The sequence below is a fragment of the Pseudomonas sp. NPDC090592 genome, from assembly GCF_044769185.1.
In the GTDB taxonomy this organism is placed as follows: Bacteria; Pseudomonadota; Gammaproteobacteria; order Pseudomonadales; family Pseudomonadaceae; genus Aquipseudomonas.
Genome location: NZ_JBIVXJ010000017.1, coordinates 24,375 through 37,688, shown reverse-complemented (window position 1 = coordinate 37,688; position 13,314 = coordinate 24,375). Strand labels below are relative to the sequence as shown.

General features: G+C 63.5%; 8 protein-coding genes. 3 read left to right on the top strand and 5 right to left on the bottom strand.

Going from position 1 to position 13,314, the window contains the following annotated elements; genetic code table 11:
- Positions 1-54: 54 nt before the first annotated feature.
- From ACIQUI_RS16765 to mfd, 3 genes are read right to left on the bottom strand one after another with little or no spacing between them, the layout of a single operon-like run.
- Positions 55-3,372 carry an SNF2-related protein gene (locus tag ACIQUI_RS16765; RefSeq protein ID WP_403200533.1) on the bottom strand — a complete coding sequence of 1,106 codons (3,318 nt, stop codon included), beginning with the start codon at positions 3,370-3,372 and terminating at the stop codon, positions 55-57.
- Between the two features lie 4 nt (positions 3,373-3,376).
- Complete coding sequence (locus tag ACIQUI_RS16760; RefSeq protein ID WP_391132560.1) at positions 3,377-3,949, bottom strand: CsiV family protein; 573 nt, start codon at positions 3,947-3,949, stop codon at positions 3,377-3,379.
- A 9-nt stretch (positions 3,950-3,958) separates the two neighbouring features.
- Positions 3,959-7,408, bottom strand: coding sequence for a transcription-repair coupling factor (gene mfd, locus ACIQUI_RS16755; protein WP_403200531.1), 3,450 nt, complete (start codon positions 7,406-7,408; stop codon positions 3,959-3,961).
- Positions 7,409-7,575: 167 nt separating this feature from the next.
- Here mfd and ACIQUI_RS16750 point away from each other — a divergent pair, with 167 nt between their 5' ends.
- From ACIQUI_RS16750 to sthA, 3 genes are all read left to right on the top strand, one after another.
- Positions 7,576-9,039, top strand: coding sequence for a glyceraldehyde-3-phosphate dehydrogenase (locus ACIQUI_RS16750; protein WP_391132555.1), 1,464 nt, complete (start codon positions 7,576-7,578; stop codon positions 9,037-9,039).
- A 236-nt stretch (positions 9,040-9,275) separates the two neighbouring features.
- Positions 9,276-10,247, top strand: coding sequence for an FAD:protein FMN transferase (locus ACIQUI_RS16745; protein WP_403200528.1), 972 nt, complete (start codon positions 9,276-9,278; stop codon positions 10,245-10,247).
- 204 nt (positions 10,248-10,451) lie between these two features.
- A complete protein-coding gene (gene sthA, locus ACIQUI_RS16740) occupies positions 10,452-11,846 on the top strand; it encodes a Si-specific NAD(P)(+) transhydrogenase (protein ID WP_391132551.1) in 1,395 nt (464 codons plus the stop codon).
- Between the two features lie 48 nt (positions 11,847-11,894).
- Here the strand turns inward: sthA and ACIQUI_RS16735 are convergent, their stop codons facing one another.
- Positions 11,895-12,611: a glycerophosphodiester phosphodiesterase family protein gene (locus tag ACIQUI_RS16735; protein ID WP_391132549.1), complete on the bottom strand. Its 717-nt coding sequence runs from the start codon at positions 12,609-12,611 to the stop codon at positions 11,895-11,897.
- Positions 12,612-12,642: 31 nt separating this feature from the next.
- Positions 12,643-13,227: a PilZ domain-containing protein gene (locus tag ACIQUI_RS16730; RefSeq protein WP_403200526.1), complete on the bottom strand. Its 585-nt coding sequence runs from the start codon at positions 13,225-13,227 to the stop codon at positions 12,643-12,645.
- Between the last annotated feature and the right edge of the window lie 87 nt (positions 13,228-13,314).

Below are 13,314 nucleotides of genomic sequence, written 5' to 3'. Positions count from 1 at the left end.
GCGGCGCTCGATCTCACAATCGACAAACCCCTCAAGACATGCGCCGCGAGACAATCACCGCCCGCGCTTCCCAGGCAATGGCGCAAACAGCGCCTCGATTTCATCATCGCCCATGCGCCACTGCCCAGCCTGGCCGCCATCCAGCAGGCTGGCCGCCAGCGCCGCCTTCTCCTGCTGCAACAACTGGATCTTCTCCTCCACCGTCCCCCGGGTAATCAGCTTGTACACAAACACCGGTTTGTCCTGGCCAATGCGGTAGGCGCGGTCGGTGGCCTGGTTTTCACTGGCCGGGTTCCACCAGGGGTCGAAGTGGATCACCGTGTCCGCAGCCGTCAGGTTCAGCCCGACACCACCGGCCTTGAGGCTGATCAGGAACACTTCGCTGTCACCCTGCTGGAACTGTTGCACGGGCGTGCGGCGGTCGCGGGTGTCACCGGTCAGCAGGCTGTAGCGGATCTTGCGCTTTTCCAGCTCCTGCTCGATCAACGCCAGCATCGAGGTGAACTGCGAGAACAGCAGTACGCGACGGCCTTCGCTCAGCAGCTCTTCGAGCATTTCCAGCAGTGCGCCCAGCTTGCCTTTGTCGGCCTGGTTGCCTTTGCTCTCCACGCCTTTGACAAGGCGCAGGTCGCAGCACACCTGGCGAAGCTTGAGCAGGGCGTCGAGGATGACGATCTGGCTGCGTGCGGCGCCATTACGGGCGATTTCATCGCGGACTTTCTTGTCCATGGCCACACGTACGGCTTCGTAGGTGTCGCGCTGGGCGTCGCTGAGTTCGACCCAGTGCACCATCTCGGTCTTGGCCGGCAGCTCGGTGGCCACCTGCTCCTTGGTGCGACGCAGCAGGAACGGGCGTATGCGGCTGGCCAGGTGGGCCATGCGCTCGCTGTCGCCGTGGCGCTCGATTGGCGTGCGGTAGTCCTGGTTGAAACGCTTGAGGTCACCCAGCCAGCCGGGCATCAGGAAATGGAAGATCGACCACAGCTCGCCCAGGTTGTTTTCCATCGGCGTGCCGGTCAGGCATACGCGCTGGGTGGCTTGTAGCTCGCAGACGGCGAGGGCGGCCTTGCTGGTGCTGCTCTTGATGTTCTGCGCCTCGTCCAGCACCAGTACATGCCAGGGTTGGGCGCGCAGGTGTTCCAGGTCGCGCGGCATCAGTGCATAGGTGGTCAGGACCAGGTCGTACTCATGCAGCTTGGTAAAGTGTTTGCTGCGCCCCGGCCCGTGCAGGGCCAGCACGCGCAGGTCGGGGGCAAAGCGCTGGGCCTCGTCCAGCCAGTTGGGTATCAGGCTGGTCGGCATCACCGCCAGGGCTGGGCTGGCGAGGCGTCCGGACTCCTTTTCCAGCAGCAGGTGGGCCAGGGCCTGCAGGGTCTTGCCCAGGCCCATGTCGTCGCCGAGGATGCCGCCGGTGCCCATCTCGCGCAGTGCTTGCAGCCAGTTCAGGCCTTGTTGCTGATAGGGCCGCAAGCTGGCCTGCAGCCCGGCTGGCGGTTCCACGTGCAGGTCGCGGGCATCGCGCAGGCGGCGGCCAAGGTCGCGTACTTGCTGGCCACCTTCCCACAGCAGGGGCAGGCCTTCGATTTCGTTCAGGCGCGCCGCGTCGGCACGTTCCAGGCGCATCGCGGGGCCTGCCGCATGCTCGTGCAGGTAAAGCTCACCCAGGGTGGCCATGACCGATTTCACCCGGCCATAAGGCAGGGCGACGCGCAGGGCCGGGGCATCCAGGCGGCCGCGGTTGAGGTCGATCAGCAAGTGTTCGTCGTCACTGCGCCGGGCCAGCTCGCTGGGGCGCAGCAGCTCGGGGCTGCTGCGCAGCAGTTGCAGCACGATCGGCAACAGGCTGTGGCGCTGGCCGTCGACCACGATGCCCAGTTCCAGGTCGAACCATTCATGGCCAGGGGCTTCGTCGATGGTCGCGTACCAGTCGTCTACCTCTTGCAGGTTGAAGGCGAAGTCGCGGTGGATGTCGATTTCCCAGCCGGCTGCGCGCAGGCGTGGCAGGCCTTCGCGGGCAAAGCGCAGCCAGGCTTCGTCGTCTGGCAGCTGAAACATTTCGCCGGCGCTGTCGGGCAGGGCCTTGCTTTGACGGGTGGCGGGTTTGAAGCCGAAGTCGCGCAGCATCTTGCGCAGCGCTTGTTCAGCCTGAGGCTGGCGACGAATGCGCTGGCTGGTGTTGCCTGCCAGCCGGGTCAGTGGCTTGTCTTCGGCGCCGCTGGCGTGCAGGCCGTCATAATCGAACGCCAATGCGGCGCGGTGTTGCATTTGCCGTTGCATGCGCCCGGTTTTCGGCATGTAGGCGGTGTATTCGAGGCTGCCCAGGGCAAGCATGGGTTTGGGTTGAACACTGTCGAATACCTGCTCTTGCACTTGCGTCGGGGTTGGCACCTTGTGGCTGAGTGCATTGAGCTTGTGGCTAAGAGGTACGACCAGGTGTTCCGGTACATCGGGTGCGATGGTCAGTTGCACGGCCACGTGCGGGTCAAGGCTGTGTTCGATCCTGCCCACTTCGCTTGTCAGCACATCGAAATAGTACAGCGGCAGCAGAGGGATGACGCAGCGCAGCAGTTCCTCGCCGCTGTGCCAAAGCCCCCGGTAGTTGCCGTTTTCCAGGCGTACCCAGCGAAACTCGGCATGACGCACGGGGCCTTCCCGCAGCAGCGGCATGCCGACATCAAAGAACATGCGTCCGGTTTCCAGGGCGCGCTGGAACAGCTCGCCACCTTCCAGGCCCTTGAGTTTGTAGCCGCGATCCTGTCCGCCACCCTGGTTCAGGGCCCCGAGCAAACGCAGGATGCGGGTATCGTCTTCCGTTACGAAGCGTGGTGGTTCGTAGAGAAAGTCGTAGAGCGACTGGACCCGGCTGAAGCGGATGCCCTCTTCGCTGCGCGTGCCCTTGCGCACTAGCAGGGAACAGCCGGCGTCATCGGCCAGCTGCAGTTGATAGCACACCATGCGCCCGCGTTTGTCGTCGGCTGCGCCGGCTTTGGGCGGCGCCTGCTCCAGGCCGCTCAACCAGTGTTGCAGCTCGACAGACAAGGTGCCTGGGGTGGCTTGGGTGTCCTGATTGCCCGAGTAGGGATCACTGATGACGAACAGTACCGCGGCGCAATGCTTGCAGTTCTGCCGTACCGGGCAATCGCACTCGCCCTGGACATGGCACCGGCCGCCCGCGATATGCAGGTCGATGGTCTGTTGGTAGGTGTTGTCGCCGCTTCCCTGGCAACGGGCCGTAATCATCTGGCCGTAAATGCCGTCCAGTTCGACCCGGCCTTCCTCGGCATAGCGTTCACCGCGTTGCAGGGTTGCCTTGCTGAACGATTGTGTCCAGTTCGGGTATGCATTGACCAACTCGGCGGCATCTTGCTTCATTCGTTTACTGCTCCATCATCTCCGGGTCCATCACCGGCATTTTCGGCGTGCCTGGTGGCGTCACCTTCAGCAGCACGGCCAGGTGGCCGCCGTCGAGGAAGGTCAGCTGGCCGCCCTTGACGTTGCTGTTGCTCTGCTTGAACTGCTCGCTTTGCAGCACGCTGCCGTTGCCGTCCAGCTGGTTGACCCAGAAATTGGCATCGACCGTGATGAAGCGGCCTTCAGCGATGCTGAGGTTGCCTTCGATGGGGAAGTGGCCGAACTGTTCGGTGCCTTCACCCAGGGCGATGCGGCTGGGCTCACTGCCCACCTGCTGCTGCCAGGCCTTGTGCAGCAGCACGGTGTAGTCGGCGGTGGCTTCCAGGCGGGTGGCTTCGTCTTCCAGTGCCAGGCGGCGTTCGGCGTCCTTTTCCAGGCGCGGGGCGCCGGCGCTCCAGTTTTCCGGGGCGAACGGGCTGGTAAAGGCGGGCACGCTGTTCTGCCGCACCAGGATCATTTCTACCTGATAAAGGCCTTCGGCGAAGGCGGCCGGGGCGAACAGCGCCAGCAGCAGGGTCAGGCAACGGATGGCACGCATGGATCTTCCTTAGGCAGGCTGTGGGGTCAGGCGCTCGAACAGCGCCTCCAGGGTGTTGAAGCGTTCGTCGGGGCGTTCCATCGGCACCAGGAAGCGGAACTGGGTCGCGCCTTCGAACTTGTAGCGTTTGGGCTGGCCCTGGATCAGCTTGATCAGGGTCAGCGGGTCGACCGGGGTTTCCGCCTCGAACTCGAGTTTGCCGCCATTGGGGCCGGCATCGACTTTCTTGATGCCGAGCTTTTCCGCGTGCAGCTTCAGCGAGGTCAGGCGCATCAGGTTCTTGGTGGGCTCCGGCAGCAGGCCGAAGCGGTCGATCATCTCGACTTGCAAGTCCTTCAGGCCTTCTTCGTCGGCAGCCGAGGCAATGCGCTTGTACAGGATCAGCCGCGCATGCACGTCGGGCAGGTAGTCCTCGGGGATCAGCGCCGGCAGGCGCAGGTTGATCTCCGGGCCACCGCCCAGTGGCTGTTCGAGGTTCGGCTGGGTGCCTTTGCGAATCGCCTTCACCGCACGTTCGAGCATTTCCATGTACAGGGTGAAGCCCACTGCCTGGATCTGCCCGCTCTGGCCTTCGCCAAGCAGTTCGCCCGCACCGCGGATTTCCAGGTCGTTGGTAGCCAGCACGAAGCCTGCGCCCAGGTCCTGGGTGTTGGCGATGGCCTCCAGGCGTTTTTCGGCGTCGGCACTGACTTTTTGCCGGGTGGGAGTGAGCAGGTAGGCGTAGGCCTGGTGGTGGCTGCGGCCGACCCGGCCACGCAACTGGTGCAACTGGGCCAGGCCGAATTTGTCGGCGCGCTCGATGACGATGGTGTTGGCGCTGGGCACGTCGATACCGGTTTCGATGATGGTCGAGGCCACCAGCACGTTGAAGCGCTTGTGGTAGAAGTCGCTCATCACCTGTTCCAGCTCGCGCTCGCGCATTTGCCCATGGCCTATGCCGATGCGTGCCTCGGGCACCAGCTCGGCCAGGTCGGCGGCGCATTTCTCGATGGTTTTCACATCGTTGTGCAGGTAATACACCTGGCCACCGCGCAGCAACTCGCGCAGCAGTGCTTCCTTGACCGTGCTCTTGTTCTGCTCCATGACGAAGGTGCGTACCGACAGGCGGCGCGCCGGCGGCGTGGCGATGATCGACAGGTCGCGCATGCCCGCCACGGCCATGTTCAGCGTGCGCGGGATCGGCGTGGCAGTCAGGGTAAGGATGTCGACCTCGCTGCGCAGGGCCTTCAACTGCTCTTTCTGGCGCACGCCAAAACGGTGTTCTTCGTCGATGATGGCCAGGCCCAGGTCCTTGAAGCGCACATCATCCTGCAGCAGCTTGTGGGTGCCGATAAGGATGTCGATCTTGCCTTCGGCCAGGTCGGCGGCAGCGGCTGCCACTTCCTTTGCCGACTTGAACCGGCTCATCACTTCCACGGTCACCGGCCAGTCGGCAAAGCGGTCGCGGAAGCTGTTGTAGTGTTGTTGGGCGAGCAGGGTGGTGGGTACCAGTACGGCCACCTGGCGGCCACTGTGCACGGCGATGAACGCGGCGCGCATGGCCACTTCGGTTTTGCCGAAGCCCACGTCGCCGCACACCAGGCGGTCCATTGGCTTGGGTGCCAGCATGTCGGCACGCACGGCTTCGATGGCGGCTTGCTGGTCCGGGGTTTCCTCGAACGGGAAGCCGGCGCTGAAGGTGGCGTAATCGGCGGACGGGTCGGCAAACGCATAACCCTTGCGCGCGGCGCGGCGGGCATAGATGTCGAGCAGCTCGGCGGCCACGTCGCGCACCTGTTCGGCGGCCTTGCGCTTGGCCTTCTGCCAGGCTTCCGAGCCCAGTCGGTGCAGCGGTGCCAGGGCATCGTCGCTGCCGGTGTAGCGGGCGATCAGGTGCAGGTTGGCCACCGGTACGTACAGCTTGGCGTTCTCGGCGTATTCCAGGGTCAGGAACTCGGCGGCCTGGCCCTCGATTTCCAGGGTGGCCAGGCCCAGGTAACGGCCCACACCATGGTCGATGTGCACCACCGGCGCGCCTTCGCGCAGCTCGGTGAGGTTCTTGATGACGGCGTCGTTGGCGGTTTCACCACGCTTGTCGCGGCGGCGGCGTTGCATCACCCGCTGGCCGAACAGCGGGCTTTCGGCAATCAGGGCCAGGCCTGGGTCGTCCAGCAGCAGGCCGTCGTCCAGTGGGGCAATGGTGATTGCCAGGCGTTCGCTGCCGGTGATGAAGTCGGCCCATCCGTCGACGGTGTGCGGGCGCAGTTTCAGGCGCTCCAGCAGCTCCAGCAGGACTTCGCGGCGGCCCGCCGATTCGGCGGTGAACAGCACGCGGCCGGGGAACTGGTCAAGGAAGTTGGCCAGTTCGGCCAGCGGCTGGTTGGCCTTGGCCTCGATGGCCAGGTTGGGCAGGGCGCGTGCCGGGAAGCGCTCGCGGCCTGCGCCTTGGTCGAGGTCTTCGCTGCTGACCACCACGCGCGGCCATTGCTTGAGCCGGGCGAAGCAGTCTTCCACCGGCAGGAACAGCTCGGCGGGCGGCAGCAGTGGGCGGCTGAGGTCGCCGCGGCGGTCTTCGTAACGGCCGCGCACGTCGTTCCAGAAGTGTTCGGCGGCCTGCTCCACGCCGGGCAGCGAGAACACCTGGGTGTCGGCCGGCAGGTAGTCGAACAGGGTCGAGGTTTCTTCGAAGAACAGCGGCAGGTAGTACTCGATACCGGCGGGGATGATGCCGCTGGCCAGGTCCTGGAAGATGGCGCTGCGGCGGAAGTCGACGTCGAAGCGTTCGCGGAAGCGCGCCTTGAAGCGGGTGACTTCCTCTTTTTGCATGGGGAACTCGCGCGCCGGCAGCAGGCGTACCGAATCCACCTTGTCGATCGAGCGCTGGGTTTCGGGGTCGAAGGTACGCAGCGTCTCGATCTCGTCATCGAACAGGTCGATGCGGTACGGCAGCTTGCTGCCCATCGGGAACAGGTCGATCAGGGCGCCGCGCACGGCGAACTCGCCATGTTCGTAAACGGTGTCGACGCAGCGGTAGCCGCTGGCTTCCAGGCGCGTGCGCATCTGCTCCACGTCGATGGTCTGGCCCACATCCAGCACCAGGCTGCTGCCCAGCAGGAAGCGCGTGGGTGCCAGGCGGTGCAGGGCGGTGGTGACCGGCACGACGAGGATGCCGTGGCTCAGCTCCGGCAGGCGGTACAGGCTGGCGATGCGCTGGGAGATGATGTCCTGGTGCGGCGAGAACAGGTCGTAGGGCAGGGTTTCCCAATCGGGGAACGGCAGCACCGGCAGGTCCGGGGCAAAGAAGCGCAGCTCCTGTTCCAGACGGTCGGCGGCCTGGCTGTCGGCCGTCAGCAGCAGGGTGAAGCGGCCAGCGGTACTGGCCGCCTCGGCGATGGCAAGACTGAGGGCGGCACCGGGCAGGTTGCCCCAGGTTTGTTTGCCGGCCGTGGCCGACATGTGCGGTAGGCGCAGAACTGACACGGGAGATTGCACTCCAAGCGTTGCGGCAAAGAGACCGATTGTACCGGTGACGGTGCCGGCTGTCAGGCTCGAAAGGGCGTGAATGCTGGCTTGCGTCGCTACGACAGGCGCTCATTGCCCGTTCCGCGTCGGGGCGTCATAATGTAGCCCCTTTTTTCTGTCCCTACATGTGGAAGGTTCCCGTGACTCAGAAGCCCGACCAGTGTCTTGGTGAGTGGATTGATCGTGAAGCCCTGGCTGAAGCGATGATCCCGCTTATCGGTCAGCTCTACCGCAACAACAATGTGGTGAGCTCGATTTATGGCCGCAGCCTGATCAACCGTTCGGTTATCTCGATCCTCAAGGCGCACCGCTTTGCGCGCCATCGTCAAACCGACGAAACCGAACTGTCCGTCCACGAGACATTCCCCCTGCTCAAGGCCATGAGCGAGCTGAAACTGGGCGCCGCATCGGTTGACCTGGGCAAGCTGGCCAACAAGTTCAAGCAGGAAGGCAATGGCCGCACTGCCGAGCAGTTCGTCCGTGAAGAGCTGGCCGATGTGGTTGGCCAGCAGAACGCTTCGGCCCGCAAAGGCACCGACGTTGTCCTGTACGGCTTCGGCCGTATCGGTCGCCTGCTGGCGCGTATCCTGATCGAGAAGACCGGTGGTGGCGACGGCCTGCGCCTGCGTGCCATCGTTGTGCGCAAAGGCGCCGAGAACGACCTGGTCAAGCGTGCCAGCCTGCTGCGCCGTGACTCGGTACACGGCCCGTTCGATGGCACCATCACCATCGATGAAGCCAACAACACCATCACAGCCAACGGCAACCTGATCCAGGTTATCTACGCCAAGAGCCCGAGCGAAGTCGACTACACCCAGTACGGCATCGAAAACGCGCTGATCGTCGACAACACCGGCGTATGGCGTGATGCCGATGGCCTGGGCCAGCACCTGGCCTGCCCGGGCGCTGCCCGCGTGATCCTCACCGCACCTGGCAAGGGCGCGCTGAAGAACATCGTGCACGGCATCAACCACGGTGACATCGCTGCTGATGACAAGATCATCTCGGCTGCCTCCTGCACCACCAACGCCATCGTGCCGGTGCTCAAGGCTGTCAACGACAAGTACGGCATCGTCAACGGCCACGTCGAAACCGTTCACTCGTTCACCAACGACCAGAACCTGATCGACAACTTCCACAAGGGCAGCCGCCGTGGCCGTGCCGCGCCGCTGAACATGGTCATCACCGAAACCGGCGCTGCTACCGCTGCTGCCAAGGCACTGCCAGTGCTGAAGGGCAAGCTGACCGGCAACGCCATTCGCGTGCCGACGCCGAACGTGTCGATGGCCATCCTGAACCTGAACCTGGAAAAGGCCACCAACCGCGACGAAATCAACGAGTACCTGCGCCAGACGGCCATGCACTCGGAACTGCACAAGCAGATCGACTACGTCAGCTCGCAGGAAGTGGTTTCGACCGACTTCGTGGGCTCGCGCCACGCCGGTGTGGTTGACGCTGAAGCGACCATCGCCAATGACAACCGCGTTGTCCTGTACGTGTGGTACGACAACGAGTTCGGTTACAGCTGCCAGGTGGTTCGCGTGATGGAAGACATGGCCGGTGTGAACCCGCCAGCGTTTCCACGCTAATGCGCTTGTAAGGCAATGAAAAAACGGGAACCTTCGGGTTCCCGTTTTTTTTGCCTGATGAAACGATCGGGCATTTACTGTGTCAGTACTGGCCCTTTCGCGGGCGCGCCCGCTCCCACAGGGATATCGCAGATCGTGAGAGAAGTGAAGCTCCTGTGGGAGCGGGCGTGCCCGCGAAAGGGCCAGTACTGACATTCGAGATCTCGATATTGCGTGCATTTATTTGTCTCTTGCTGATGCTGCTCACCGCCTGTAACCAAGGCCCCACCCTGGAGCGCCTGGGTGGCCCGACCATGGGCAGCAGCTACAGCATCCAGTACGTGCGCGAGCCCGGTGGCCCGGCGCCGGCGCAGGTGCAGGCGGCAGTCGAAACCATCCTGCACGACATCGACCAGCACTATTCCACCTATCGCGGCGACTCCACCGTCAGCCAGTTCAACCAGTTGCCCGCCAACCAGTGTTTGGCCCTGCCAGCCGACATGCTCGAACTGGTCAGCCTCGGCCAGCACCTGGCCGAGCAGAGCGACGGTGCCTTCGACCTCACCGTCGAGCCGTTGCTCGACCTGTGGGGCTTTGGCCCCCAGGCCCGCCACGAGCAGGTGCCGGACCCGCAAACCCTGGCCCAGGTGCGCCAGCGTGTGGGCTACTGGCACTTGCGCATCGACGGTCAGGCCCTGTGCAAGGACGCCCCGGTGCAACTCGACTTCAACAGCATCGCCGCCGGCCACGCTGTCGACCTGATCGCCGCACGCCTGCAAGCCATGGGCGTAACCAGCTTTGTCGCCGAAGCCACTGGCGAGCTCAAGGCGGTCGGCCGCAAGCCCGATGGCAGCCCTTGGCGCATTGCCCTTGAGTTGCCCCGCGAAGACCGCCAGATCGCCCGCCAGATCATCCCGGTCAATGGCCTTTCAGTATCAACCTCGGGTGACTATCGGCACTATTTCGAGGAGAATGGCCGGCGCTATTCGCACACCTTCGATGCCCGCCTCGGGCGCCCGGTGCAACACGACCTGGCCGCCGTCACCGTGCTCGATGCCTCGGCGCTGCAGGCCGATGGCTATTCGACGTTGCTGCTGATCCTGGGCCCTGAGCGGGGCTGGGCTTTTGCCGTGGCGCATGGCCTGGCGGCAGTATTGGTGACTCGGGTAGAGGGTGGCTTCGTCTCTCGAGCTACGCCCGCATTCGAACGGGCAGTGAAAGGCGATTGAAAGCGCAGGCAGGGATGATTGCCGCCAGGGAATGGGTGAACCATATGTAGTGCGGGCAAAATTGGCCTACGACGCGACCAAGGGTTAATGTGCGCGGCGTTCACGCTTGATTAGACTGCACCCGAATTTTCTCATGACGCCCCGGCGGCATGATCGCGCCCCGCGAGCGACCGTGGCTTGCGGGCCAGTTCTGAAGGAGTACGCATGGCTGTCTACAACTACGACGTAGTGGTGCTGGGTTCCGGCCCGGCCGGTGAAGGCGCGGCAATGAACGCCGCCAAAGCAGGGCGCAAGGTGGCGATGGTCGATGACCGTCGCCAGGTCGGTGGCAACTGCACGCACCTGGGTACCATCCCGTCCAAGGCACTGCGTCACTCGGTGCGGCAGATCATGCAGTTCAACACCAACCCGATGTTCCGTGCCATCGGCGAGCCGCGCTGGTTCTCGTTCCCTGACGTGCTGAAGAGCGCCGAGAAGGTCATTTCCAAGCAGGTTGCATCGCGCACCGGCTACTACGCCCGTAACCGTGTCGACGTGTTCTTTGGCACTGGCAGCTTCGCCGACGAACAAACCGTCGAGGTGGTGTGCCCGAACGGCGTGGTGGAAAAACTCAACGCCAAGCACATCATCATCGCCACCGGCTCGCGCCCGTACCGCCCGGCAGATATCGACTTCCATCACCCGCGCGTCTACGACAGCGACACCATCCTCAGCCTCAGCCACACCCCGCGCAAGCTGATCGTGTACGGTGCTGGCGTGATCGGTTGCGAATACGCCTCGATCTTCAGTGGTCTGGGCGTGCTGGTAGAGCTGGTAGACAACCGTGGCCAGCTGCTGAGCTTCCTGGACTCGGAAATCTCCCAGGCGCTGAGCTACCACTTCAGCAACAACAACATCACCGTTCGCCACAACGAAGAGTATGAGCGCGTCGAAGGCCTGGACAACGGGGTGATCCTGCACCTGAAGTCGGGCAAGAAAATCAAGGCCGACGCCTTGCTGTGGTGCAACGGCCGTACCGGCAACACCGACAAGCTGGGCCTGGAAAACATCGGCATCAAGGTTAACAGCCGTGGCCAGATCGAAGTCGATGAGGCCTACCGCACTGCCGTGTCGAATATCTATGGCGCCGGTGACGTGATCGGCTGGCCAAGCCTGGCCAGTGCTGCCCATGACCAGGGCCGTTCGGCTGCCGGTAGCATCGTCGACAATGGCAGCTGGCGTTTCGTCAATGACGTGCCGACCGGCATCTACACCATTCCGGAAATCAGCTCGATCGGCAAGAACGAGCAAGAGCTGACCCAGGCCAAGGTGCCGTACGAAGTGGGCAAGGCCTTCTTCAAGAGTATGGCGCGTGCGCAGATTGCCGGCGAACCGCAGGGCATGCTGAAAATCCTGTTCCACCGCGAAACCCTGGAAATCCTCGGCGTGCACTGCTTCGGCTACCAGGCTTCGGAAATCGTCCACATCGGCCAGGCGATCATGAACCAGCCGGGCGAACTGAATAACCTGAAGTACTTCGTGAACACCACGTTCAACTACCCGACCATGGCCGAAGCCTACCGGGTAGCTGCCTACGACGGCCTGAACCGGCTTTTTTGAGCGGCTCCGACCGGTGGCCTGAGCCGGTCGGAGAGACCGATTTCAACCCTACCCGAGGGTGGTCTTGGCCAAACCGGGAAAGTCTGTAATCAGGCTGTCCACGCCAAAGTCAGCGAGCCGGCGCATCAGTGCCGGCTCGTTGACCGTCCACACCGACACGTGCAAACCCTGGCCCTGTGCTTTGAGCAGGCGCTCGGGGGTGCACAGCGTCCAGTTCAGTGCGAGCATCTCGCAGCCGTAGTTCTGCGCCACCTTCAACGGGTCCAGCCAGGCGTATTCGGCTACCAGCCCGCGTTTCACGTCGGGCACCAGTTCCAGGGCGGCGCCCAGGACTTCGCGTGAGCTGGAGGTGATGGTCACCTTGTCCAGCAGGCCGTATTGCTGGGCCAGTTCGCGGATTGCCAGCACGGTAGTGGCGGCGCGGGTGCGCGAAGCGCTCTTGACCTCCAGTTGCCAGTGCTCGAACGGGCACTTCTCGAACAGTTCTTCCAGTTTCGGGATCGGGCAGGGTTGCACGTGGCCCGGGCCGCCTTTGCGGGCGTCGATCTTCACCAGGTCGGCGGCCGGGTGCTCGACCACTTTGCCGCGCCTGCCAGTAGTGCGCTTGAGGGTTGGGTCATGGATTACCATCAGCTCGTTGTCGGCCGACAGGTGCAGGTCCAGTTCGCAGCGGGTTACGCCGTGGGACAGGCACTGGCGGAAGCTGGTCAGGGTGTTTTCGGGCGCTTCGCCCTTGGCGCCGCGATGGCCGTAGATCAGAGTCACGTTCGTTCCTTCAAATCGGGGAAAAATGGCCTCAGGAGGCGGGGTCGTTCTGTCCCAGCTGCTGGCGCCGTTGTTGTTGCTGGCGCTGCAGGATATGGCGGGCCAGCAGTTGACGCTGGGCGTCGGTCATGTCGATGAATTCGGTGCCGACCTCAAAGCCGCCTTCAGCAAGCGGGTCGCAGTGGGTGACCTTGCCGCGCAGCAGAAGGCCATGGGCGCGCGGCATCAGCACCATTTTCACTTTTACCCGGGTGCCGGGGGCAATCTGCGTGGCTTGCGCAAATTCGATACCGCCTTCGGAAATGACCACCGGCAGGGGCTGGCCCACTTCGCCGAGCAGGGTTTGTGCAACGACTGCGCTGAGCAGGTCGAGGCGTTTGTTCTGCGCCTTCAGGAAGGCGGCCAGGGTGCGGTCCTTGTCGCTCAGCTGGCGCAGCAGGTGCTGCGACTCAAAGTCGGAAAGATGCAGTTCGCTGAGCAGGTTGAACAGCGGGGAATCATCTTGCAATACATCTGGGTCAAGGGCTTCGGCCGCGCTGAGGGGGCTGATTTGAAGTGCGATCCGATCTTCGATGCGGTAGTATTCGCGGCGATCTTCTTCGTCTAATGTCGTCATGGCGAACCCAAGGTAGCGGCGGTGGTCCGAGTGTAAAGCCGCCGTTGGCGCCTCGCCACAAGGACGTTCCCTTTCATCCGAACAAGC

Bases quoted from the DNA above. Each gene is read 5' to 3' on its own strand.
- ACIQUI_RS16765 (WP_403200533.1), bottom strand. From the start codon at position 3,372: ATGAAGCAAGATGCCGCCGAGTTGGTCAATGCATACCCGAACTGGACA.
- ACIQUI_RS16760 (WP_391132560.1), bottom strand. From the start codon at position 3,949: ATGCGTGCCATCCGTTGCCTGACCCTGCTGCTGGCGCTGTTCGCCCCG.
- ACIQUI_RS16750 (WP_391132555.1), top strand. From the start codon at position 7,576: ATGTGGAAGGTTCCCGTGACTCAGAAGCCCGACCAGTGTCTTGGTGAG.
- ACIQUI_RS16745 (WP_403200528.1), top strand. From the start codon at position 9,276: ATGCTGCTCACCGCCTGTAACCAAGGCCCCACCCTGGAGCGCCTGGGT.
- sthA (WP_391132551.1), top strand. From the start codon at position 10,452: ATGGCTGTCTACAACTACGACGTAGTGGTGCTGGGTTCCGGCCCGGCC.
- ACIQUI_RS16730 (WP_403200526.1), bottom strand. From the start codon at position 13,227: ATGACGACATTAGACGAAGAAGATCGCCGCGAATACTACCGCATCGAA.